Genomic DNA, 23,762 nt, shown 5'->3' on the forward strand with positions numbered 1-23,762 from the left:
ATGCGATGGAAAGTCCCCTCTGCCCTGTTATCGGCGGCTCTCGCCCTGGTCCTGACCGGGCCGGTGTACGCGGGGACGCCGTCGCCCGCCGCCGCGCCCGCCGTCGTGGGCGTCCTCGACGGCCGCACCGAGACCTACCGCGAGACCCGGCCGGTCGCTCCTGGCGTCGAGCTGAGCACGGTCGAGCTGTACGGGCCCGACGGCGCCACCGGGGAGCCCGGCTGGCTGCAGACGTACCAGATGTCCGCCGACCTCAAGGCCGGCGTGCAGATCGGGCGGCTGTTCCCCGGCCAGGTCGCCGCGCGGCGGCCGCTGCTCGACATGGCGCGCGAAGCGGGCGCCATCGCGGCGACGAACGCCGACTACTTCGACATCGCCGCCTCCGGCGCGCCTTGGGGCGTGGCCGTCCAGGACGGCGAGCTGCTGCAGTCGCCGCTGCCCAACACCAAGGCGACCCAGACGAACCAGACCGCGGTGATGTTCTCCGAGGACCAGGTCGGCGCCATCGGCGAGATCGTCTTCGAGGGCACCGTCAAGCTGCCCGGCAGGACCGTCCCGCTGGACGCGCTCAATAAGGCCGAGCTGCTCAAGGACCAGATCGGGATGTTCACCCCGGTCTGGGGCACGTACTGCCGCTGCCATCCGGTCAGGGGCGTCGCGCGGACCATCGAGGTGGTCGTGCGCGACGGCGTCGTGGCCGAGGTGGTGGACGTTCCCCGCGAGGGCGCGATCGCCGAAGGCGCGTTCGTGCTGGTGGGACGCGAGGCCGGTGCCGACGCGCTGTCCTCGCTGCGGGTCGGCGACCCGGTCTCCGTGGACTATGCCCTACGGGCTCCCGGCGACATGAAGGTCAAGGCGGCCGTGAGCGGACGTCAGCTCATCGTCGCGGACGGCGAGCCGCTCGAGCTTCCGCCCGAGAACAACACGCCGGAGCCCAGGACCGCCGTCGGATTCTCCGCCGACGGGACCAAGATGTGGCTGGTCGCAGTGGACGGCCGGCAGCCCGAGTTCTCCCGCGGCATCGGGCTGAACGAGCTGGCCGAGATGATGGTCGATCTGGGCGCCCACAGCGCGCTCAACCTCGACGGCGGCGGCTCGACGACGCTCGTCGTGCGCGAACCCGGTCAGAAGCAGGCCGACCTCGTCAACCGGCCGTCCGACGCGGCGGGCACCCGTCCCGTGCCGACCGGGCTGGCCATGTTCCTGCCCAAGGGCAGCGGCAAGGCCAAGGGCTTCTGGGTGAGCACGGCGACGGAACGCGACCGGTTCCCCGGGCCTGAGGCCGCCGCGTCGTGGCGTACCGAGCGGGTCTTCCCCGGACTGACCCGCCGGCTGACGGCGGCCGCGTACGACGAGACGTACGGTCCCGCCGGCGTGCCGCGCAAGATCAAGCCGCAGTGGCGGGTCAAGAAGAGCCGGATCGGCCGGGTTGACCGCGACGGCGTCTTCCGCGCGCTGTCGTCCGGTGAGACGACCGTGACGGCCGAGCACGGCAAGGCCGCTGGAGACATCGGCCTCACCGTGCTGGGCCGGTTGGCCCGCCTGGAGACCGACACCCGCCGCATCAACCTGCTGAACAAGGGCGCCCAGGGAACCTTCGAGGTCAACGGCTCGGACTCCGCCGGGTACGCGGCCCCCATCGACCCCGCCGACGTCCACCTCACCTACGACAAGGCGGCGCTGGACGTGACCGCGACCGGCACCGGCGCGTTCACCGTCACCGCGCGGGCCGCCGAGGGCGAGCACGTCGTCACGGTGTCCGCAGGCGGCGTGCGGACCGAGCTGGTCGTCGGCGTCGGGACGTCCCAGGACGTCGTGGACACCTTCGATGACACCTCGAACTGGAACTTCTGGAGCCTGCGCGCCACCGGTACCGCCTCCTCCACCCCTGACGGTCACGTCGGGAACGGGCTGAAGCTGGACTACGACTTCACCCAGAGCACCGCGACGCGCGGCGTCGGCATCTGGCCGTCCGCCAACCTCCTCCCGGTGGCCGGCCGGCCGACGGCGTTCAAGCTGTGGGTGAAGTCCGAAGGCCACGACCAGCGGACCCGCCTGGAGGTCGTCGACCGCAACGGCACCCTGCACACGATCGAACCCGCCTTCATCACCGAACCCGGGTGGCAGCAGATCACCTACGACCTGCCGGACACCATGGCTTACCCGGTGAGCCTGCGCCGCATCTTCTTCAACGAGATCAACCCTGACGCCCGCTACACCGGCACCCTGGTCCTGGACGAACTGACCGCCGTAGCCGCCGGCTGACCGTCTGGGCGCGGCACCTCTGGTGCCGCGCCCGGTGACGGCCCTGCCATCGGTGCGATAGACAGTCCCCGAGGAGATTCCGGTGCGCATCGTGTGGGGCTGCTTGTCCGCAGCGGCGATCGTCCCGCTGGCCGGCCTGTTCCGGCTGCCCGTATGGCGGGACGACGCCCGCTTCGACGACTTCCGCGACCGCGTCCTGGCCTACCCCATCCTGCGAGGTCCGCCTGGACCGTGTCGGACAGCGCCGAGCGGTTCATCGCGAATGGGATGGCTGATCACCCCGATCGTTGGTGATTTTCCATCCCTTCAATAGGAAGCTCGGGCGATGTCAAGGAGTGACGCGTGTCGGCAGCCGAAAGACGATCTGACTCAGACCAGACCAATCAGACGGGAGTACGCAGCCTCGGTCGCTCTGCGGATCGCCTAGCCTCGTTCTTTCTCGACCTTGAGTTGGTCGGCTGAGGTCTTCGGCCGGAGGTCGATTGCCCTGCTGTGGTCAGCGTGGCTGCCCGGCTGTCGCGCCGGGTGGGCGGGGTTCCACGGGCCCGCGGATCTCCTTCGTGACGCCGGGACGGGTCATCCGCGGGACCTTCGCCACGGCTTCGGATGCGGCGGTGGCGGGCAGGCGATGTGCTCTACCCCTTGCGGGGCGGACCGTTGCCGGCCGGCGTTCGCGCCCGCGTGACGGAGGTGCTCGACAGCGACAACGGCACCTGAGTACGGGCTGCGGACCTGTCGCAGCAATCAGGGACCTTGTTCCCGGCCGAGGAAGCACGACAGGAGTTGCCTGAAGTCGTGCGGGTGTTCGAGCGCCGGCACGTGCCCGCACCGGCCGAGCACGTGCAGACGGACATCGGCCAGGTGTTCGAGCAGGGGCAGGGCTGCCGTCCCGAGCGGGGTGACTCGGTCCTCGGCGCCGTGGACGAGCAGCACGGGCGCGCGGATCCCTGCCAGCGTTCGCTCCGAGAGGGCGAGGTCGTCGGCCCAGCGTGCCCTGGGGGGAGGGAACAACGACGCGAATGCGGCCGCCCCCGCTCGCATCGCGGCCGCACGGGCAGCGACGGCCGACTCGGTCACGAGCGCTTGGTCGAGGACGAGGCGACTCAACATGTCCCGTGCCCCGGGCGGGCCGGCGGGGGCGGCCCAGATCGCGTCGAGCTCGGCGGACAGCGGCGCCCCGGGGGCGCCCATCGTCGAGACCGCCACGACATGGGTGACCTGCTGGGGACGCGCGGCGGCCAACGACAGCGCCACGGCACCGCCCATGGAGTGGCCCACCACGGCGTAGTGCTCGACACCGAGAGCATCCATCAGGCCCGCGGCCTGCTCCGTCCACAGCCGGAGCCCGCCCCTGGAGCCCGCCGGGATCGGTGTGTGGCCGAACCCTGCCTGGTCAGGAGCCACCAGGCGCCAGGACGTGCCCAGTGCCTGTGCCGTTGACGCCCAGGCTCCGGATCCGGTCGTACCGGGTCCGGAGCCGTGCAGCATCAGCACCGCGGGCCCGGTGCCGCTCTCCAGGACGTGGATGGGGGAGCCGTCGACGGTGACGGTCCGCGGTGCCGTCACCGGGACAGGCCAGGCGCGCTCATGCCGATGCGGAGTTGAGGGACTTCGAGAAGACCTCCATCATCGCCCTGCCGAATTGCGGCATGTCGGGCCACCCCCGGCAGGAGACGAGGTTGCCGTCCACGACGTCGGGAGCGTCGATGACCGTCGCGCCCGCGTTCTCCATGTCACCGGTGATGGGAGGGAAGCACGCCGTCTTGCGACCCTTCAGCAGCCCGTACACGGCCGGCACCTGCGCGCCGTGGCACACCAGCGCGATCGGGAGGTTGCGCGCGAAGAAGTGCTCGGTGATGCGCCTGACGTCGGCGTCGACCCGGATCCACTCGGGGGCGCGTCCCCCAGGGATGATGAGGGCGTCATAGCGCTCGACGTCGACCTCGGCCCAGGGCACGTCGACCGGCAACTTCCGGCCGTTCTTCTCCACGTAGGCGTCGGAGTTGGGGTCGAACTCGTGGATGACCAGCTGAACGTCACGCATCGTCCGTGACGAGACATCAACGTCCCAGCCGCCCTCCTGCACACGATAGTAGGGATACATGGTGTCGAGCTCCTCGGCGGCGTCGCCGGTCAGCAGCAGCGCTCTGGGCACCTGCTTCTCCTCGCATCCGGGGCGGGTGAGGTGGATCCGATCCGATCGGATTTGAGTTAGCATTCCCCGGCGCAGCCCGCCCGTCAAGCCTCTTCCGCCATTCCTTCCGCGGCCTCCGCCTCGTCGAACAGTCGCTGGAACCGCTCGCCGGACCGCAGGATGTGCCGACGCATGGCGTAGGCGGCGGCGTCGGGGTCACGCGCGGCGATCGCGGCCACGACTTCTTCATGCTCGGCCATGGCCAAGTGAGTGACCTGGGCGTCGCGGTGAAGCCGGAACAGGTGCACGTGCGTGTGCAGGCGAGCGAGCGTTTCGCGGATGACCTGGTTCTCCGCGCTCGAGGCGACGAGATCGTGAAGAGCGGCGTCGCGCAGCCCGAAGGCGCCGTAGGCCATGGGGCCCTTGCCCCCCTCCAGCTCCGCCATGTCCTCAAGCATGCGTCGCATGTCGGCCACCTGCTGCGGGGACGCGCGTTCGGCGGATCTGCGCGCCGCTGCCGGCTCGAGGAGCAGGCGGACCTCCAGCATGTCCTCGAATCGGTGACGGGTGATCTGGGGAGGAATGCGATAGCCGGCATGGGGCACACGCACGACCAGGCCCTCTGCCTCCATGCGGTTCAGAGCGTCTCGGATCGGCGTCTGTGAGACCCCCAGCTCCCGTGCCAGGACGTCGATCGTGACGCGGGAGTCGGGCTCTATCCGTAGCGACATCATCTGTCCGAGCAGCGCGTCGTACACCTCGTCGGCAAGCCGGCCGCGAGATCTTCCCGGCGGCGTTCCGCCCGGCATGGCCTCATGGCGCCCAGCGATCACCGCTTCGTCGTCCATCGTGACGTGAGGTCCTTTCTTGCGTCTTCGGGACCATGTTGACATCGGTCGCCATACTGCGGGATGTTGACGCTCCCCACCGGATCGTATAGGAAAGGTGACGGATGTCAGCCATCCGTCACTCATCGGGGAACCGTCCGCCATCGCTCCGCTTCGATCAGTTGGAGCTTCCATGAGCATGCTCGACGTCCTGCTCGGTTCGCCGCCGGGCCGCACAAGGGCCGAAGGACTTCTCGCCTGCTCGAAGTCCCATCACGTCGCGGCGTACGCGTGACGCCGGCCTGCGGGTCAGCCCCTGCGACAGCCGGTGACACGCCTGAACAACCCAGCAACCGGTCGGCGAAGCACGCAGCAAGGCTCCCGAAGTCCCCGCCCAGAAAGCAGGCAAGAAGATGCGGTATCCCAAGCGAAGAGGACGACTGTCCGTTCCCGGCCGAAAGGTGGGGCTTGCGACGGCGGCCATGTTACTGGCCACGACCGTGGCGGCTTGCGGCGGCGGCCAGAACGACAGCGCCCCCAAGGCGCCGGCGACCATCCCGGAGCTCACCAAGGATCCGCTGACCCTCAGCTTCATCTGGTTCGACTGGCCCCCCGCCCACGCGCTGGAAGACTTCGCGAACGCGGAGTACGCCAAGGAGCGGCCGAACGTGACCGTCAAGGTCAAGACCGTGCCGAACGCGAACTGGCACGACGCGATGTTCACCCAGTTCGCCGCGCACAAGACCGACTTCGACATCCCGATCCTGGACTCGCAACACATCGGCGAGGCCGTGACGAACGGCAACATCCTGGACATCACCGACTTCGTCCGGCAGAACATCGACGTCGAGGCCTACAACCCGTACCTCCTGGCGGCCTACGGCCAGTTCCCCCAGGCGGAGACCGGGAAGCGCGACGAGAACGCCAGCCTGTACGGACTGCCGCTGCTCGGCGACACCTGGACGATGATCTACCGTAAGGACCTGATCGGCGACAAGCCACCGCAGACCTGGGACGAGATGATCTCAGTCGCCGGGAAGTGCCAGGCGGACAACCCCGGCGTCAGCGGGCTGGCTTTCCACCAGGCCAACGGCTCCGACGCCGCGGCCGTCACCTACAACACGGTCAACGGCGTTTACGGCGGCAACCTCTGGAACCCCAAGACGCGCAAGATCGACGGAGTCCTCAACGACGCCGCGGGCCAGGAGGCGATGGACGTCCTGGTCAACAAGATGAAGCCGCTGACCGCCAAGGGCTCCGGCAACTGGTTCATCGACGAGGTGAACGCGGCGGTCGCCCAGGGCAAGGCATGCATCGCGTTCAACTGGATCGCCGCGAGCGGCGGCCTGCTCGACCCGAAGCAGTCGACGCTCGGCACCACGCGGGAGGAGATTCTCGACAAGCTGGGTTTCGCCGCCCTGCCGAGTCAGAAGACGAACCTGGTGCCTCTCGGCGGCATGGGGATGCACGTGTCGGCCTATTCCCCCGAGGCGAACCAGGCGGAGGCCCTGAACTTCATGAAGTGGTTCGAGCAGGCTGACATCCAGAAGAAGTGGGCCGCGGCCGGTGGCGTGCCATCGCGTACGGACGCCCTGGAGTCACCCGAGTTCCTCAACGCCGCGCCGTTCAACCAGGTGTACACCGACTCGGTGCCACGGATGCGGGACATGTGGAATGTGCCCGAGTACGCGCGCCTCGTCGACATCGAGAACACCAACGTGAACGCGGCTCTCAACGGTGCGAAGACGCCGAAGGAGGCGCTCGACGACATCGCCAAGGAGCAGCAGAGCGTGCTCGACTCCAGTGACAGCAAGGGCGGCGGCGGACTGTGAGTGACTCCGCCCCCCTGACGAGCGACCAGCCCGGGCAGGTGGCGTCCGCGACGCCGCCTGCACCGGGCCGGTCCCGCCGCCTGAGCGACCGCGGGCTCGCTGTGGCTTTCACCTCGCCCGCGCTGCTGCTGTTGCTCGCCATGTCGGTGTTCCCGTTGCTGTGGGCGTTGTACCTGTCTTTCACCGACTACTCGGCCACCCGCGGGGGGCCGGCCGATTTCGTCGGGTTCGGCAACTACACCGCCATCCTGGCTTCGGAGCAGGTCCACCTGAGGGCCTTGACGACGTTGATCTACGTGGTCGGCGCGGTCACCCTGCAGACCGTGCTCGGTTTCGCCATCGCCTACCTGATCTCACGGCGCACGCACGGGCGGGGACTGCTGACCACGCTGTTCCTGGTTCCGATGATGCTGTCGCCGGTCGTGGTCGGGCTGTTCTGGCGATTCATGCTCGACGCCCAGTTCGGCGTGATCAACAGCATGCTCGGCTCGCTCGGCCTGGGGCAGGTGGAGTGGCTCACCGGGCAGCGAACGGCACTGATCTCCCTGATCCTGGTCGACACCTGGCAGTGGACGCCGTTCATCATGCTCATCGCACTCGCGGGCCTCACCGCGGTTCCCAAGTACTTGTACGAGGCCGCCTCGATCGATCGGGCGTCCGAGTGGTTCCGGTTCCGCACCATCACTCTTCCGCTGGTGTGGCCGCTGCTCCTCATCGCCGTGCTGTTCAGGGCCATCGAGGCCTTCCGGCTGTTCGACCTCGTCTACATCCTCACCAGCGGAGGTCCGGGGGTCTCCACCGAGACGTTGTCGTTCCACGTCTACAAGGTCGCGTTCCTGGGCTTCAACACCGGAACCGCCTCGGCGTACGGGATCCTGATGGTCCTCGTCGTCATCGTCCTCACGCAGCTCTACCTGCGCTACTTGAACAAGCTCAAGGAGGACTGATGGCAGTCTCCGTCGACGAGGCCGTGTCCACGCGTCCTGCCCGGGATCGCACGCCCCTCGCGCGCCGCTTCGGCGGCCGGGGCCGCTCCGTGCTGGAGGTCGCGCTGCTGACCGTGCTGGCCGTCGTGATGCTCTTCCCGGTGCTGTGGATGATCGAGACGTCCATCAAGGAGAACCGGGACGTCTACGCCATCCCGGCCAAGTTCTTCGACTTCCAGGTCACCCTGGACCATTTCAAGGACGTGTTCGTCGCCTCCGGCGGCGGTCGCTCGACCTTGTCCGTCGCGTTCCTCAACTCCGTCGTGGTCGCCGGGGCCTCCACGGCGCTGGCCACCGTGCTGGGGGTCCCGGCGGCCTGGGCCTACTCACGCTTCGCCGTGAAGGCCAAGAAGGACCAGCTGTTCTTCATCCTGTCCACCCGCTTCATGCCGCCCGTGGTGGTCGTGATCCCGATCTTCCTCATGTACCGCCAAGTCGGGCTCATCGACACCAAGCTCGGCCTGATCCTCATCTACGCCGCGTTCAACGTCCCGTTCACGATCTGGATGATGAAGGGGTTCGTCGACGAGGTGCCCGCGGAGTACGAGGATGCCGCCATGCTCGACGGCTACACCCGATTGCAGGCGTTCTGGCGATTCACCCTTCCCCTGCTCCTGCCCGGCATCGCCGCGACGGCGGTCTTCGCCCTCATCTTCTCGTGGAACGAGTTCGTGTTCGCCATCTTCCTCACCTCCAGCGACAGCGTGCGGACGGCCCCACCCGCCATCGCCGGCCTCATCGGCGGAACCACCGTGGACTGGGGTCTGGTGGCCGCCGCCTCCGTGGTGTTCGCCCTGCCGGTGCTCGTCTTCGCCTACCTGGTGCGCAAGCACCTCGTCGCCGGTGTGACGCTCGGGGCGGTGCGACGCTGATGGCGGGCATCGAGGTGACAGCCCTGCACAAGCGCTACCCGGACGGGACGGTCGCGGTCGATCACGTGGACCTGTCCATCCGCGACGGCGAGCTGTTCGTGATGCTCGGTCCTTCGGGCTGCGGCAAGACGACCACGCTGCGGGCCATAGCCGGCCTGGAGAGGCAGACGACGGGCGACATCCGCATCGGCGACACGCTGGTCAACGACCTGCCGCCCGCCGAGCGCGACATCGCCATGGTGTTCCAGTTCTACGCTCTCTACCCGCATCTGAGAACCCGCGACAACCTGGCGTTTCCCCTGCGGGCCGAGGGACTGCCCAAGGCGGAGGTACGCGAACGGGTCGACGAGGCCGCCCGGCTGATGCGGCTCGGCCCGCTCCTGGACCGGCGGCCGCGCCGGCTGTCCGGCGGGGAGCAGCAGCGCGTCGCGCTTGCCCGCGCCCTGGTGCGACGGCCGCGCGCATTCCTCATGGACGAACCTCTCACCAATCTGGACGCGGAGCTGAGAGCGGACATGCGCACGGAGATCAAGCACCTGCAGGGGGAGCTGGGGACGACGATGGTCTACGTCACCCACGACCAGGTCGAGGCCATGTCGCTCGGTCACAGAATCGCCATTCTCAACAAGGGCCGCGTCGAGCAGATCGGCACGCCGCTGGAGGTCTACGACCGTCCGGCGAGTCTCTTCTGCGCCGCGTTCATCGGCTCCCCGCCGATGAACCTGATCGAGGTGGAGGTGGCCGACGGGAAGCTGCGCAGCAAGGACGGACTGGTCTTCACGCCACCGCCAGGCCTGCCGCGCGACCGTCGCCTGGTCGCGGGCGTCCGGCCGGAGGCGCTGGAAGTCACAGAACCAGGGGCGAAACGTTCGGTTCCGGCCCGCTTGGTCTCGGCGGAGTGGCTCGGCGACGAGATCATCTACGTGGTCGACCACGGCGGCCGGCACGACGTACGGGTTCGGATGCCACCGACTGTCCGTTTCGCCGCTGACGCGCCGGTCGGGCTGCGGCACATCGGCGGGACCCCGGCGGTCTACGACGTGAGCACGGAAGAGCTGGTGGCCTGATGGGAACCGTGGCAGTGCACGGGCTGCGCAAGTCCTTCGGCAAGGTCCAGGCCCTGGACGGGGTGACGCTGGACGTGCCCGACGGATCGTTCTTCGTCGTGCTCGGCCCCTCCGGGGCAGGCAAGACGACGACCCTGCGAGCGATCGCCGGCCTGGAGAAGCTGGACGCCGGGTCGGTGCATCTGGACGGGAGGGACGCGACCGGTGACACCCCGGCCGCACGCGACCTGGCCATGGTCTTCCAGAACTACGCCCTCTACCCGCGACACACGGCGTACGAGAACATCGCTTCCCCGCTGCGGGCACGCCGCTGTTCGGCGAGCGAGATCGCCACCGCCGTCGAGCGGATCTCGGGCCTGCTGCACATCGAACGTCTGCTGCGGCGCCGTCCGGCGCAGTTGTCGGGCGGCGAGATGCAGCGCGTCGCCCTGGCCCGGGCGCTGGTACGCCGCCCTCGCGCGTTTCTCATGGACGAGCCGCTGACGAACCTCGATCTCAAGCTCCGCGTCGAGATGCGCACCGAGCTCGCCCGCATCCACCGGAGCCTCGGAGCGACCTTCGTCTACGTGACCAACGACCAGGTCGAGGCCCTGTCCATGGCCGACCAGGTCGCGGTACTCAAGGAGGGGAAGGTGCAACAGGTCGGAACGCCGACCGAGGTGTACGAGCGTCCGGCCAATCAGTGGGTCGCGGGATTCGTGGGGAGCCCGCCGATCAGCCTGCTCCCCTGCCACGCCGAGGGAGATCGTCTGGTCGGGGCGGAAGGCTGGACGCTGCCGCGGCCCCGCTGGACCACGGCCGAGGACGGTCGTCCGCTGCTGCTGGGCCTGCGCGCGGAGGACCTGTCCGTCGAGCAGCGGGGGGACGCGTCGTTGTCAGGTGAGCTCTACGGCCTTGAGCCGCTCGGTGACCGGACGGTGGTCGACGTCCGAGTGGGGACGGAGATCCTCAAGGTCAAGGCACGAGCCACCGTCACCGGTACGCCGGGCGAGCGGCTGCTCGTCACGGTCGACCTGGACCGCGCGCACCTGTTCGACGCGGGCACCGGGCTGGCGCTGTCCGAGGCCGGGCGGTAGTCACGCCGGATAGCACCAGGAACATCACAGGAGGCGACGCAATGAGTGACCCGATGAACGTCCTGGCCCCCGAGCACCGGCGGCTCCGGATCGGCGACGCCTGGCGCGACGCCGCCGGCGGAGCCACCTTCGTCGTCGAGGATCCGGCCACAGGCAAGACCATCGCCGAGGTGGCGGACGCCGACGTCGTCGACGGGCTCATCGCTCTGGACGCGGCCGGCGAGGCGATGACGGAGTGGGCGGCGACCCCGCCGCGAAAACGGTCAGAATTGTTGACCGCGACGTACCGGGCACTGACCGAGCGATCCGAGGAGGTCGCCCGGCTGATAACGCTCGAGATGGGCAAGCCGCTCGCCGAGGCTCGGGGAGAGGTGGCCTACGGCGCCGAGTTCTTCCGTTGGTTCGCCGAGGAGGCGGTGCGCGTCGAGGGGCGCTACAACACCGCTCCCGCTGGTGGATATCGCATCCTCACCGTGCCGAAGCCGGTCGGACCGTGCGTCTTCGTGACGCCCTGGAACTTTCCGTTGGCCATGGGCGCCCGCAAGATCGCTCCTGCGCTGGCGGCGGGCTGCACGACGATCACCAAGCCGGCGGCCCAGACGCCGCTCACCATGCTGTTCCTGGCCCGCATCATGGAGGAGGCCGGAGTTCCCCCGGGCGTCGTCAACGTCGTGACGACCAAGCGCGCCGGCGAGGTGGTCTCAGCACTGCTGGCCGACAGCCGGACCCGCAAGCTCTCGTTCACCGGGTCGACCGAGGTCGGGCGCGTGCTCCTCCGGCAGGCGGCGGGCAACGTGCTGCGCACCTCCATGGAGCTGGGCGGCAACGCGGCCTTGATCGTGTGTGCCGACGCGGACCTGGACGTCGCGCTCGACGGTGCCATGGTGGCCAAGATGCGCAACATCGGGGAATCGTGCATCGCGGCCAACCGCATCTACGTCGAGGAGCCCGTACGCGAGGAGTTCGCGGCGCGCTTCGCCGAGCGGATGGGCGCGCTCTCGATGGGCCACGGTCTCGACGACGGCGTGGACGTCGGGGCGTTGATCGACGAGGCGTCGGTCACCAAGATCGACAAGCTCGTCGCCGACGCGGTCGATCGCGGCGCCCGTGTCTTGGTGGGCGGCGGGCGTCCGGATGGGCCGGGCCACTTCTACCCGCCCACGGTCCTCGTCGACGTGCCCGAGGACGCGCGGATGCTGGCGACGGAGATCTTCGGCCCGGTGGCGCCGATCATCTCGTTCACCTCCGACGACGAGGTGATGGCGAAGGCCAACGACACCGAGCACGGCCTCGTCGGATACGTCTTCACCCGTGACCTCCAGCGGGCGCTCCGGTTCACCGAGGGGCTGGAGACGGGGATGGTCGGTATCAACCGTGGTCTGATCTCGGACCCGTCAGCTCCGTTCGGAGGCGTGAAGCAGTCCGGGATCGGCAAGGAGGGGTCGCACGAGGGCATCCATGAATACCTCGACATCACCTACGCGGCGATCGACCTACCGTGACCGGCCCGCTGCTCCAGGTGCCCGGGGACGCCGTCGGCTCCGCCGGTGCGCGCGCCACGGACGCGGCCGCGGCGGTGGACGGGGCGATCGCCGTCCCGGTCTCGCAGGTGAGCTGGACGTCCGTCCAGCACATCACCGCCGACGCTCCAGAGAGGCACTGACATGCTTGAGACCGTCCGCGCACCACGCCAGCTGATAGTGGGCGAAGGGGTCGCGCAGAACATCCCGCGAGTGGTGGCCGAGTGTGGCTCGCGCGTCCTCATCGTGACCGACCGGGTTCTTCTGGGGCAGCCGGGCGTGGCCGAGATCGTGGCCGCCGTGCGGGAGAAGGTCGAAGTCGTCGAGGTGTTCGCCGACGCGAGTCCCGACGTGCCACTCGCCGATGTCGCCCTGGCCGTCTCGGTCGCCGCAGAGGTGGACGCCGACGCCATCCTCGCCATCGGCGGTGGCACGGTGATCGACCTCGCCAAAATCGTCGGCGTCATCCGGTGCCATGGTGGGACGCCGCGCGACTTCTACGGCGAGTCGAAGGTGCCCGGGCCGACGATTCCTCTCGTCGCGGTCCCGACGACGTCAGGCACCGGCTCCGAGCTCACGCCCGTCTCGGTGTTGACCGACCCTGACCGCGAGCTGAAGGTGGGGGTCTCCAGCGTCCACATCGTGCCCGACTTCGCCATCGTCGACCCCGAGCTCACCTACACCTGCCCGGCGACCGTCACTGCCCACTCCGGCATCGACGCGTTCTGCCACGCGGTGGAGAGCTACACCGCGCGGCCCCGGGCCCACGGCCCACGCGACCCGGTGGAGCAGGTCTTCCTCGGCCGCAACTCGATCACCGATCACTACGCGCTCCTGGCCGCGGAACGGATCGCCCGCAGCCTGCCCCATGTCGTCAGGGACGGAGGCGACAAGGAAGCGCGCGCGGACATGTCCTACGGGTCCATGCTGGCCGGGCTCGCGTTCTCCCACGCGGGCAACGCGGCTCCGCACGCCCTCCAGTACCCCATCGGAGCCGCCACCCACACACCGCACGGCCTGGGCGTCGGGCTGCTGCTGCCCTACGCGCTGGACGCGGCCAGGGACGCCATCGGCGACCGGTTGGCCATCCTCGCCGAGGTGTGCGGGCTCGATGTGACCGACGCCTCGGACGCCGAGGCCGCAGATGCGTTCCTCACCTGGCTCGACGGGCTCCTTGCCGACATCGGCATCCCCGCCACCTTGGCGGACATCGGCGTGGCACGCGCTGACCTCCCGCGCTTCGCGGAGATGGCCAGTGGTGTCACCCGCTTGATCCAGAACCATCCAGGCCCGACCGACACCGCCAGCCTGACCGCGATCCTCGAAGCGGCCTGGCTGGGGGACCGAAACCGACGCGTCCTGACTCCGGAGGATAAATAGTGACAGGCCTTTAATGTGAAGTATCGGGAATTGTCAGCGATGCCTTAACGGGAGCCCTCTATTCTCAGGCATGGCGCGCGGCCGCATGCCCACCCGGCCGGCCAAGGCGCAAAATCCATAATGGCCACCGTGCTATTTCGCTCATGACGTATGGATGCCCGAAAATCGGCCGCAGAGGTCGAAGGAGGCGGAGATTCCGGTCTTGTGGCCATCCACTCGCGCGTCGAGCAGCATCTGCACGGGAACGGAGAGCGTGCGGATCTCCGCCGGGGCGGCGGCCACCTGCGGCCGTCGCCCCGGCGTAACGGCGTCACTCGGAGGAGAAGGCGGCGTCGAAGGCGGCGGCCGGCGGGGTGATGGCGTTGAGCGAGCGGATGTAGGCGAGGGATTCCGGCGCGCCGTGCAGCCGGTCCATGCCCGCGTCCTCCCACTCGATGGAGATCGGGCCGTCATAGCCGATGTGGTTGAGCGCCCGGAAGCACGCCTCCCACGGCACGTCGCCCCGGCCGGTGGACACGAAGTCCCAGCCGCGCCTGGGGTCGGCCCAGGCCAGGTGGGAGGACAGGCGGCCGCGCCGTCCGTCGCGGGTGGCGACGCGGGCGTCCTTGCAGTCCACGTGGTAGACGCGGTCGGCGAAGTCGAGGATGAAGTTCGCCGGGTCCAGGTCCTGCCACACCATGTGTGAGGGGTCCCAGTTCAGGCCGAAGGCCGGCCGGTGCCCGATGGCCTCCAGCGTGCGCACCGTCGTGTGGTAGTCGTAGGCGATCTCGCTGGGGTGCACCTCGTGGGCGAAGCGCACGCCGACCTCGTCGAAGACGTCGAGGATCGGGTTCCAGCGGTCGGCGAAGTCGGCGTACCCCGCCTCGATCATGGACGGGGGCACCGGTGGGAACATCGCCAGCGTGTGCCAGATCGACGAGCCGGTGAAGCCGACGACGGTGTCGACGCCGAGCGCGCGGGCGGCCCTGGCGGTGTTCTTCATCTCCTCGGCGGCGCGCTGCCGCACGCCTTCCGGCTCGCCGTCGCCCCAGACGCGGGCGGGCAGGATGCCCTTGTGGCGCTCGTCGATGGGGTGGTCGCAGACGGCCTGGCCGACGAGGTGGTTGGAGATCGTCCACACGCCGAGGTTGTACTTGGCCAGGGTCTCCTTCCTGCGTTCGACGTAGGAGTCGTCCGCGACGGCCTTGTCGACCTCGAAGTGGTCGCCCCAGCAGGCGATCTCCAGGCCGTCGTAGCCCCATTCGGAAGCCAGCCGGCAGACCTCCTCGAACGGCAGGTCCGCCCACTGCCCGGTGAACAACGTGATCGGTCTCGTCATGAATCCTCCACCATCGTGAAGCGGCTGCCTCAGCCGCACTCTGCTCGACGGCCGCCGGCACGCGCCGCACCCGCAGGCCGTCCTCGAAGGACGGGGAGGGGCCGGCGCCGGCGGCGATCGCCTCCAGGAAGTCCTTCGTCTCGTGGACGAAGGCGTGCTCGTACCCGAGTCCGTGGCCGGACGGCCACCGGGCGCCCGAGTACGGGTGGTCCGGCTCGGTGACCTGCACCCGCCTGAACCCTTGCTCGGCGCTGCCGAGGGGGTGGTCGTGGCCACAGGTCGTGCACGGCCTCGAAGCCGGAGGTCAGGCTGCCCAGGGCGGGTGGCGATGCCGTGACGCATCGCCGCGGCCGGCGGGGCCGGCCGTACGGGGGAGGCGTCGCGCACGCCGGGGAACTGCTTGACGATTCCCCGCATCACGAGCAGGGACGAGGAGCCGGATGCTGACCGCGGCACAGGGCCTCCTCGGTTCGGTGGGGCCGTGCCCCGCCCGCCTGACGGCACCGGTTGGCACCGCCGCGATGGCACCGAGGTCGGCGTCGACGGTGCCGCTGCGGCTCTGGCGGCCGATCAGGCGGGCGGGACGTTCTGGGGCGGAAGGGCACGGGAAAGGCATGGGAAAGGCATGGGAAAGGCATGGGAAAGGCACGGTGGGCAGGGACACGGCGGCGTCCGTCCGCCGGACGGCATGCGCCGTGGCCGCGGCACGCGGAAGGTGCGGAACAGCGATCAGGCGGGCGGAAGGTGCGGAGGACGGGGGCGGGTCAGGGCGTGCGGATCTCCGTCGGCTCGGCGCTGCTCGATCTCGGCCAGGCGCTCCTCCGTGTCGCGGACGACCTGCGGGCCGGTGCCGTACGGGCGGTCCGGGGTGGCCGTGCCCACCAGCGCGGCCGGCCCGACCTCGGTCTCCCGGCAGCAGAGGCGGCCGCAGCGGCACCGTGCGCCGGACGGATCGATCATGGCATGGCCGATCCCCGCGAACCCGTCCGCTCCGCCCAGGAGCCGGCCGCCGGAGATGACGACGCCACCGACGCCCACCTCGGCGGTGAGGCAGGCAAGGTCGGGGATGCCCGTCGCGACGCCCGAGGTGTACTCGGCGATGTGGTCGACGTTGACCTCCACGCCCAGGGAGCCGCCTAGGGCGAGCGCGACACCCGGGAGGCCGACGGAGCCCGCGTGCTGAGGGCCCCGTCTCGTTGACGGGGCTGGTGACGGTGGCCTTGTTCAGCCTGGTCGCGACGGTGACGGCCGGCAGGGAGCACGGGTTGTTCGCGCTCACATGACGCGGCACGAGGGCGGGGGTGGGGCGCATGGTGGCCTGGTCCGCGAGGGCTCCCGCGGGTCCGTCGCGACTCGCCGAGTCGGTCGCGTGGCGATCGCCCAGGTTGTGGTCCACGCTCCTCCTCGATCAGTGCGGATGGCTAGCCGAATTAAAGGGGCCGACCTCTGATGACACAAGAGGGAAACCGGTTGCAATGTGTGTAACGTTCCGATAACTGGCGCCGGAGTGGTCGCTGAAATGCGGGGATTTCGGCGATGCCAACTCGTTACGGATGTGAGGGGTGCACATTCCTGCATCCGCGTGTTACAACTGCAATTAATTGATGTCAAAGATAAACAAAGGGGCGGGTGGTACCCATGACGTACAAGCCGCCCAACCGTGCTCCGGGCGGCGCTCCGCCGGCGGGTCTCGCCGCGCTGCGCCGGGCCAACCTCTCCCTGGTGCTGCGCGAGCTGCGCGACCACAAGTCCCTGTCCCGCGCCCACATCGCCGAGGCGACCGGGCTGCACCGGGCCACCGTGTCCAACCTCATGGCCGAGCTCCTCGAACGGCGTCTGGTACGCGAGGTCGGCGTCGAGCACGTCGGCGCGGTCGGCCGCCCCAGACGGGCGGTCGCGCTGCACGGCGCGCACGTCGGCGCCCTCGGCATGGAGATCAACGTCGACTACATCGCGGTCCACGGCACCGACCTCAGCGGCCGGATCCTGGTCGAGCGCCGGGTCGTCCACGACGCCATGGGCAGCGGCCCGGACAGCGCCGTGCGCCGGCTCGGGCTCGTGGCCAAGGAGGCCGTGGAGGCCATGCGGCGGGCCGGAGCGTCGCCCGCCGGCATCGTGGTGGCGGTCCCCGGGCTCGTGGACGTGGTACGCGGCGTCGTGACGCTCGCGCCGAACCTCTACTGGCACGACCTGCCGCTGGCCGACCAGCTGAGCTCCCTGCTGAGCCCGCTGCGCGTGCCCGTGCGGGTGGACAACGACGCGAACCTCGCCGCGCTGGCCGAATACACCTCCGGCGTCGCCGCCGGCACTCCGTACCTGGTGTACCTCACCGGAGAGGTCGGGGTCGGCGGCGGCATCATCCTGGGCGGCGAGCTCCTGCGCGGCGCGGACGGATTCTCCGGCGAGGTCGGGCATCTGCAGGTGGACCCGAACGGCGCCCAGTGCGGCTGCGGCCGCATCGGGTGCTGGGAGACCAAGGTCGGCCTGGCCGCGCTCGTCCGCGCGGCCATGCCCGAGCAGGCCTACGGGCTGCCCGGCATGCCGATGCCCGACCCCGGCGAACGGGTGGCCGACCTCGCCAGGGGCCTGGCCTCCGGCGACCGGCGAATGACGACGGCGGTGGCGCAGGTCGGCGAGTGGCTCGGGCTCGGCGGCTCGATCCTGGCCAACCTGTTCAACCCGCGCGTGATCGTCATCGGCGGCTACTTCGCCTCGCTGGCGCAGTGGCTGCTGCCGCATGCGCAGGATCAGCTGCAACGGCTCGTGGTGGCCGCTCCCGCCGCCCAGTGCCGGTTCGTCGCCTCCACTCTCGGCTTCGGCGCCGCCTCTCGCGGCGCCGCCAGCATGGTGGTCAGCGACATCATCGACGACCCGACGACGATCATGGATTCATCGCCCCGGCCGGTACCTCACTGACGGCCCCACATGCCTGGAGACGGCACCCTCCAGCACCCCGCACCATCCGCTACCCACCAAGTGGCAACAGCGCGGCGGCGCGCGCCTTTGCCTGACGTCCCCCCGGTCAGGAAGGGTTTTCCATGTCACCACGTCATCGAACGTGGGCCAGGCTGCTCAACGCGGTCCTGCCAGCACGCGGACGACGCCCGAGGCGCCGGACCGTGACGACGATGGCCTTGGCCCTCGTCGCCCCCTTCGTCACCCTCCTCGCGGCGCCCGTGAGCGCCGAGGCCGCCACGGCGGCCGAGCCCGCGTTCAAGGTGCTCGTCTTCTCGAAGACGACAGGCTTCCGGCACGACTCGATCCCCGAGGGCATCGCGGCCGTGCAGAAACTCGGCGAGGAGAACAACTTCGCGGTCGACACCACCGAGGACAGCGCGCTGTTCACGGACCAGAACCTGGCCCAGTACCAGGCCGTGGTCTTCATGTCCACGACCGGTGACCCGCTGGGCACGCAGGACCAGAAGGACGCCTTCCAGCGCTACATCCAGAACGGCGGTGGCTTCGTCGGCGTCCACGCCGCCGCCGACAGCGGCTACGACTGGGCCTGGTACGGCAAGCTGGTCGGGGCGTACTTCAAGTCGCACCCGGCGATCCAGCAGGCCACGGTCAAGGTCGAGGATCCGGCGCACCCGTCCACGAAGGACCTGCCGGCGACCTGGACCCGTACCGACGAGTGGTACGACTACCAGGCCAACCCGCGCGGCACGGTCCACGTGCTGACGTCGATGGACGAGAAGTCCTACACCGGCGCCACGATGGGCGCCGACCACCCGAACACCTGGTGCCACGACTACGACGGCGGCCGTTCCTGGTACACCGGGCTCGGCCACCTCAAGGAGAACTACAGCGAGCCCAACTTCCTGAAGCTGCTCCTCGGCGGCATCCAGACCGCCGCCGGCGCGGTCAGGGCCGACTGCTCGGCCTCGCAGAGCAGCAGCTTCGAGAAGGTCACGCTCGACGACAACACCTCGAACCCGATGATGGTGGACGTCGCCGAGGACGGCCGGGTCTTCTACATCGACCGGCTCGGCGATGTCAAGATCATCAAGCCGTCCGGCGGCACGGTGACGGCGGCGCGGCTGGACGTCTTCACCGCCAACGAGAGCGGCCTGCTCGGGCTCACGCTCGACCCCGACTTCGACACCAACCACTGGATGTACCTGTTCTACTCGCCCACCGGGACGAACGTCGACCGGCTGAGCAGGTTCACCGTCACCGGCGACACCCTGGACCTGGAGAGCGAGACGCGGATCCTCGACGTCCCGGTCCAGCGGGCCGAGTGCTGCCACCACGGCGGCGGCATGGTCATGGACCCCCGGACCGGCGATCTGTGGCTGGGCACGGGCGACAACACCAACCCGTTCGCCTCCGACGGCTACACGCCGATCGACGAGCGGTCCGGCCGCGCAAGCTGGGACGCCCAGCGCACCTCGGGCAACACCAACAGCCTCAGCGGCAAGCTGCTGCGGATCCACCCCGAGCCCGACGGCACCTACACCATCCCGTCCGGCAACCTCTTCCCGCCGGGCACGGAGAACACCAAGCCGGAGATCTACGGCATGGGCTTCCGCAATCCGTTCCGCATCGGCCTCGACCCGAAGACGGGCCACATCATGCTCGGCGAGTACGGCCCCGACGCCGGTTCGGCGAGCGCCACCCGGGGCCCGCAGAACACGGTCGAGTGGAACATCGTCTCCGAGCCGGGCAACTACGGCTGGCCCTACTGCGTCGGCAACAACACCTCGTACATCGACTACGACTTCGCCACCCAGCAGTCGGGGGCGCCGTTCAACTGCGCCGCGCCGGTCAACGACTCCCCGAACAACGACGGCCTCACCGACCTGCCCACGATGGTGCCCGCGACGATCTGGTACCACTACGCGGCCGACCCGCAGAACTTCCCGGAGCTGAGGGGCGGCGCGCCGATGGGCGGCCCGGTCTACCGCGCCGACCCGGACCTGCAGTCGGACGTGAAGTGGCCGGCGTACTGGGACGGCAAGGCCGTGTTCGGCGAGTGGAACAACGACCAGGTGTGGTCGTTCCAGCTCGACGAGAGCGGCACCGAGCTCGTGGAGATGAACCGCATCCTCGGCTCCCTGTCGTTCAAGAAGCCGATGGACATGAAGTTCGGCCCCGACGGCGCGCTGTACATGATCGAGTGGGGCTCCGGCTTCGGCGGCGACAACGCCGACTCCGGCATCTACCGGATCGATTACATCAAGGGCACCCGCCCGCCGATCGCCCGTGCCACGGCGGACAAGACGGACGGGCCGCTGCCGCTGGCCGTCACGTTCTCCAGCGAGGGCAGCCGGGACCCGGACGACGAGCCGCTCACGTTCGCGTGGGACCTCGACGGCGACGGCGACACCGACTCCACTGACCCCAACCCCTCCTACACCTACGAGGAGGGCGGCGACTACAACGTGGTCCTGACCGTCACGACCCCCGGCGGCAAGACCGCCACCGCCAGTGTCGCGATCAGCGCGGGCAACACCCGGCCCACCGTCACGGTGGACCTCCCGCCGAACGGCGCCTTCTTCGAGTTCGGTGACCAGGTGAAGTTCAAGGTGACCGCCACCGACCCCGAGGACGGCACGATCGACTGCGACAAGGTGCAGATCCAGGCGATCCTCGGTCACGAGAGCCACGGCCACCCGCTCGACCAGCACACGGGCTGTGAGGGCACCCTGCAGACCCAGCAGGCCGGCCACGGCGAGTACGACAACCTCTTCTACGTGATCGAGGCCAGCTACACCGACGAGGGGGCCAACGGCGCCAAGCCCCTGACCGGGCGGGGCGAGACGCTCCTGCAGCCCAAGCGCAAGCAGGCCGAGCACTTCACGCAGACCGGCCGGGTGGCCGACGGCGTGGGCACCGACACCGCGGGTGTCCAGGCCGAGACCACGAGCGACCCGCAGGGCGGCAATCAGCACATCGGGTTCGTCCAGGACGGCGACTGGTGGTCGTTCGACCCGGTGAACCTGTCGAACGTCACCGCGCTCCGGTTACGCGCCTCCTCGGGCGGCGCCGGCGGCACCGTCCAGGTCAGGGCGGGTGACCCCGAGACCGGCACGCTGGTCGGCTCGGCCGAGGTGACGCCCACCGGCGGCTGGCAGACGTTCACCGACGTCACGCTCGACGTGACCGGCGCGCCGGCGGAGAGCGGACCGCTGTACTTCGTCGTGCGTAAGCCGGCGAGCGCGGCGAACGACGCCTACCTGGCGAACTTCAACTGGGTGGACTTCGTCGGCAAGGGCGCCACGGACAACCAGCGTCCGGTCGTGACCGCGACGGCGACACCGGCGACGGGCGTCGCCCCGCTGACGGTCGACTTCGAGGCGACGGCCACCGACCCGGAAGGCGACCCGATCGCCTACAAGTGGAACTTCGGCGTGAACGGCGCGCCGGAGCCCACCACGGCCGAGGCGAGCCACACCTACACCGCGCCGGGCACCTACACGGCCGTGGTGACCGTGTCCGATGACAAGGGCGCGTCGGCCACCGCGCAGGTCCAGGTCAAGGTGGACGCGCCGGCCGCGGTGTGCTTCACCGGACGTTCCGACGACTTCCTGGGCGACCAGCTCGACCGGGACCGCTGGTCGGTCATCAGGGAGAACCAGGACCTCAGGGTCGCCGACGGCAAACTGGTGATCCCGACCTCGACCACCGACATCTACAGCACGGGTGGCAACACGCCGAACATCGTGGTGCAGCCGGCGCCGTCGGGCGCCTGGACCGCCACCGCCAAGCTCACGCTGGACGCGCGGGACGCGTACCAGCAGGCGGGTCTGATCATCTACGGCGACGACGACAACTACGCCAAGATGGTGCTGCAGGCGCGCTCCACCTCGGGTCCGAACCACGCCGACCGCATCTTCCAGTTCATCCGGGAGGAGAACGGCAGCCCCAACGAGGTGTCGCAGAGCAATACGGCCACTCTCGGGGACGCCTACCCCGACACGGTGTACGTGCGGTTCATCAGCGACGGAACGAACATCACCGCCCACTACTCCGCCGACGGCACCACGTTCACCGCGATGCCGCAGACCAAGCCGCTCGCCGGGATCACCGACCCGAAGATCGGCCTGATCTCGCTGGCGGGGGCCAACCACCCGGTGGTGGACGCGTCCTTCGACTGGTTCCACATCACGCCGGACGACAGTGCGACCGGGCCGGACCCGAACGACGAGTTCGACGGCACCGCGCTCGACGCCTGCCGCTGGACCGCGATCGTGCGCCCCGACGCCACGGCGATGCGCGTGAGCGACGGCAAGCTGGAGCTCGACACCACGACAGGTGACATCTACGGGACCGACAACACCGGCCCGGAGAACCTCATCCTGCAGCCGGCCCCGAGCGGCGACTGGACGCTGGAGACCAAGGTGGACGCCTCGGCACTCAACGAGCAGTACCAGCAGGGCGGCCTCATGGTGTACACCGGCGACGACGACTACGTGAAGCTCGACTTCCTCACCACCAACGCGGCCGGGTCGACAGTGGCGCGGAGCATCGAGCTGCGCAGCGAGGTCGGCGGCACCGTGCAGAGCCCGCAGCCACAGGTGAACAACCTCACCACCGGCATCTGGTGGCTGCGGCTCAAGAAGGAGGGCGACACCTACTCCGGGTCCTACTCCGCCGACGGCGAGACCTGGACCGAACTGTCCGCCGCGGTGCAGAACAGCGCGGTGGCCACCGGCGCCAAGGTCGGCGTGTACACGATCGGCACCAACCAGTCGGCGTCGAAGAAGGTCACGTTCGACTACTTCCGCCTCACCAAGGCGGCGGCCGAGGACAAGACCGCGCCGGTGACGACGGCGACGACCGATCCGGAGGAGCCGGCGGGCGGCACGTTCACCGGCCCGGTGTCGGTCACGCTGCAGGCCACCGACGAGGACGGCGGCAGCGGGGTCGACAGGACCGAGTACCAGCTCGACGACGGCGACTGGACCGCCTACACCGGACCGGTCACCGTGACCGGCGACGGGCAGCACGAGCTGCGCTACCGCTCGGCCGACAAGGCGGGCAACGTCGAGGAGGCCAAGACGCTGACACTGACGATCTCGGCGTCCACGCCGCAGGTCGACCTGACGGTCTCCGCCTCGTCCCGCTGCATCGGCACCTCGGCGTACGTGGCGGTCACGGCCGTCAACGGCTCCGACGTGCCGGTGACGGTGACGCTGACCACCCCGTTCGGCTCGAAGACCGTGGCCGACGTGACCCCGGGCAAGCAGGCGTACCAGTCCTTCAACAGCCGGGCCGGGCAGATCGACGCCGGCACGGTGACCGTGAAGGGAGTCGCGACGATCGGCGGCGAGCAGGTCACCTCGTCGTACGACGCCGACTACCCGGCGCTCAGCTGCCGCTGACCGCACCGGCGGTGACCACTGTCCGCGCGACCGTGGTCACCGCCCCCAGCAGAACCGGGGCCGGCCGGCCACGCGCCGCCGGGCGAACAGCGTCGGGTAGTACGGGCGCAGTCGCCCGTTCCACTCGTACAGCCGGGAGATCTGGCCGGACACGAAGT

Annotated in this window: 16 protein-coding genes; 11 read left to right on the forward strand and 5 right to left on the reverse strand. The window is 69.5% G+C overall.

The features are described from left to right. A complete protein-coding gene (locus AB0K05_RS35420) occupies window positions 1-2,265 on the forward strand; it encodes a phosphodiester glycosidase family protein (RefSeq protein ID WP_364235100.1) in 2,265 nt (754 codons plus the stop codon). Between the two features lie 744 nt (window positions 2,266-3,009). Here the strand turns inward: AB0K05_RS35420 and AB0K05_RS35425 are convergent. From AB0K05_RS35425 to AB0K05_RS35435, 3 genes are all read right to left on the reverse strand, one after another. Beyond that, complete coding sequence (locus AB0K05_RS35425) at window positions 3,010-3,831, reverse strand: alpha/beta hydrolase (RefSeq protein ID WP_364235102.1); 822 nt, start codon at window positions 3,829-3,831, stop codon at window positions 3,010-3,012. A gap of 19 nt (window positions 3,832-3,850) precedes the next feature. Then, entirely contained in the window at window positions 3,851-4,420 is a 570-nt protein-coding gene (locus AB0K05_RS35430) for a DJ-1/PfpI family protein (RefSeq protein WP_148032972.1), read from the reverse strand. Window positions 4,421-4,503: 83 nt separating this feature from the next. Next, on the reverse strand, window positions 4,504-5,247 hold the full coding sequence (locus tag AB0K05_RS35435) for a GntR family transcriptional regulator (RefSeq protein WP_148032971.1): 744 nt from the start codon (window positions 5,245-5,247) through the stop codon (window positions 4,504-4,506). A 461-nt stretch (window positions 5,248-5,708) separates the two neighbouring features. On the opposite strand from AB0K05_RS35435, the gene AB0K05_RS35440 reads away from it, so the two are divergent. From AB0K05_RS35440 to AB0K05_RS35475, 8 genes are read left to right on the forward strand one after another with little or no spacing between them, the layout of a single operon-like run. Further along, the gene (locus tag AB0K05_RS35440) at window positions 5,709-7,058 is read left to right on the forward strand and encodes an extracellular solute-binding protein (protein ID WP_271279974.1); all 1,350 of its coding nucleotides are present in this window, start codon (window positions 5,709-5,711) and stop codon (window positions 7,056-7,058) included. Continuing rightward, the gene (locus tag AB0K05_RS35445; RefSeq protein ID WP_148032969.1) at window positions 7,055-8,005 is read left to right on the forward strand and encodes a sugar ABC transporter permease; all 951 of its coding nucleotides are present in this window, start codon (window positions 7,055-7,057) and stop codon (window positions 8,003-8,005) included. The genes AB0K05_RS35440 and AB0K05_RS35445 overlap by 4 nt, the downstream gene beginning before the upstream one ends. Beyond that, on the forward strand, window positions 8,005-8,916 hold the full coding sequence (locus AB0K05_RS35450) for a carbohydrate ABC transporter permease (protein WP_271279976.1): 912 nt from the start codon (window positions 8,005-8,007) through the stop codon (window positions 8,914-8,916). The genes AB0K05_RS35445 and AB0K05_RS35450 overlap by 1 nt, the downstream gene beginning before the upstream one ends. Then, window positions 8,916-9,983 carry an ATP-binding cassette domain-containing protein gene (locus tag AB0K05_RS35455; RefSeq protein WP_364235108.1) on the forward strand — a complete coding sequence of 356 codons (1,068 nt, stop codon included), beginning with the start codon at window positions 8,916-8,918 and terminating at the stop codon, window positions 9,981-9,983. The genes AB0K05_RS35450 and AB0K05_RS35455 overlap by 1 nt, the downstream gene beginning before the upstream one ends. Continuing rightward, window positions 9,983-11,059, forward strand: coding sequence for an ABC transporter ATP-binding protein (locus AB0K05_RS35460; protein ID WP_271279977.1), 1,077 nt, complete (start codon window positions 9,983-9,985; stop codon window positions 11,057-11,059). The genes AB0K05_RS35455 and AB0K05_RS35460 overlap by 1 nt, the downstream gene beginning before the upstream one ends. A 41-nt stretch (window positions 11,060-11,100) precedes the next feature. Continuing rightward, the gene (locus AB0K05_RS35465) at window positions 11,101-12,561 is read left to right on the forward strand and encodes an NAD-dependent succinate-semialdehyde dehydrogenase (protein WP_364235111.1); all 1,461 of its coding nucleotides are present in this window, start codon (window positions 11,101-11,103) and stop codon (window positions 12,559-12,561) included. Continuing rightward, window positions 12,558-12,722 carry a hypothetical protein gene (locus AB0K05_RS35470; RefSeq protein ID WP_271279979.1) on the forward strand — a complete coding sequence of 55 codons (165 nt, stop codon included), beginning with the start codon at window positions 12,558-12,560 and terminating at the stop codon, window positions 12,720-12,722. Before AB0K05_RS35465 ends, AB0K05_RS35470 begins: the two co-directional genes overlap by 4 nt. A 1-nt stretch (window position 12,723) precedes the next feature. Beyond that, window positions 12,724-13,959 (forward strand): iron-containing alcohol dehydrogenase, encoded by a 1,236-nt coding sequence (locus AB0K05_RS35475; RefSeq protein WP_271279980.1) that lies wholly within the window; start codon window positions 12,724-12,726, stop codon window positions 13,957-13,959. A gap of 310 nt (window positions 13,960-14,269) precedes the next feature. Here AB0K05_RS35475 and AB0K05_RS35480 read toward each other — a convergent pair whose 3' ends face one another. Together AB0K05_RS35480 and AB0K05_RS35485 are read right to left on the reverse strand one after the other, a co-directional pair. After that, window positions 14,270-15,277, reverse strand: a complete 1,008-nt coding sequence (locus AB0K05_RS35480; protein WP_271279981.1) for a sugar phosphate isomerase/epimerase family protein — start codon at window positions 15,275-15,277, stop codon at window positions 14,270-14,272. A gap of 729 nt (window positions 15,278-16,006) precedes the next feature. Continuing rightward, window positions 16,007-16,399: an ROK family protein gene (locus tag AB0K05_RS35485; RefSeq protein ID WP_364235115.1), complete on the reverse strand. Its 393-nt coding sequence runs from the start codon at window positions 16,397-16,399 to the stop codon at window positions 16,007-16,009. Window positions 16,400-16,915: 516 nt separating this feature from the next. On the opposite strand from AB0K05_RS35485, the gene AB0K05_RS35490 reads away from it, so the two are divergent. Both AB0K05_RS35490 and AB0K05_RS35495 read left to right on the forward strand, forming a co-directional pair. After that, on the forward strand, window positions 16,916-18,193 hold the full coding sequence (locus AB0K05_RS35490) for an ROK family transcriptional regulator (protein WP_271280270.1): 1,278 nt from the start codon (window positions 16,916-16,918) through the stop codon (window positions 18,191-18,193). 212 nt (window positions 18,194-18,405) lie between these two features. Continuing rightward, window positions 18,406-23,604, forward strand: coding sequence for a ThuA domain-containing protein (locus AB0K05_RS35495; protein ID WP_364235120.1), 5,199 nt, complete (start codon window positions 18,406-18,408; stop codon window positions 23,602-23,604). The last annotated feature ends 158 nt before the right edge of the window (window positions 23,605-23,762 follow it).

Origin of the sequence: Nonomuraea sp. NPDC049486 (genome assembly GCF_040676925.1) — a bacterium.
Taxonomy (GTDB): Bacteria; Actinomycetota; Actinomycetes; order Streptosporangiales; family Streptosporangiaceae; genus Nonomuraea; species Nonomuraea ferruginea.

Excerpts from the sequence above, each read along its gene's own strand:
- AB0K05_RS35420 (WP_364235100.1), top strand. The coding sequence starts at position 1 with ATGCGATGGAAAGTCCCCTCTGCCCTGTTATCGGCGGCTCTCGCCCTG.
- AB0K05_RS35435 (WP_148032971.1), bottom strand. The coding sequence starts at position 5,247 with ATGGACGACGAAGCGGTGATCGCTGGGCGCCATGAGGCCATGCCGGGC.
- AB0K05_RS35440 (WP_271279974.1), top strand. The coding sequence starts at position 5,709 with ATGTTACTGGCCACGACCGTGGCGGCTTGCGGCGGCGGCCAGAACGAC.
- AB0K05_RS35450 (WP_271279976.1), top strand. The coding sequence starts at position 8,005 with ATGGCAGTCTCCGTCGACGAGGCCGTGTCCACGCGTCCTGCCCGGGAT.
- AB0K05_RS35455 (WP_364235108.1), top strand. The coding sequence starts at position 8,916 with ATGGCGGGCATCGAGGTGACAGCCCTGCACAAGCGCTACCCGGACGGG.
- AB0K05_RS35460 (WP_271279977.1), top strand. The coding sequence starts at position 9,983 with ATGGGAACCGTGGCAGTGCACGGGCTGCGCAAGTCCTTCGGCAAGGTC.
- AB0K05_RS35465 (WP_364235111.1), top strand. The coding sequence starts at position 11,101 with ATGAGTGACCCGATGAACGTCCTGGCCCCCGAGCACCGGCGGCTCCGG.
- AB0K05_RS35475 (WP_271279980.1), top strand. The coding sequence starts at position 12,724 with ATGCTTGAGACCGTCCGCGCACCACGCCAGCTGATAGTGGGCGAAGGG.
- AB0K05_RS35480 (WP_271279981.1), bottom strand. The coding sequence starts at position 15,277 with ATGACGAGACCGATCACGTTGTTCACCGGGCAGTGGGCGGACCTGCCG.
- AB0K05_RS35490 (WP_271280270.1), top strand. The coding sequence starts at position 16,916 with ATGACGTACAAGCCGCCCAACCGTGCTCCGGGCGGCGCTCCGCCGGCG.
- AB0K05_RS35495 (WP_364235120.1), top strand. The coding sequence starts at position 18,406 with ATGGCCTTGGCCCTCGTCGCCCCCTTCGTCACCCTCCTCGCGGCGCCC.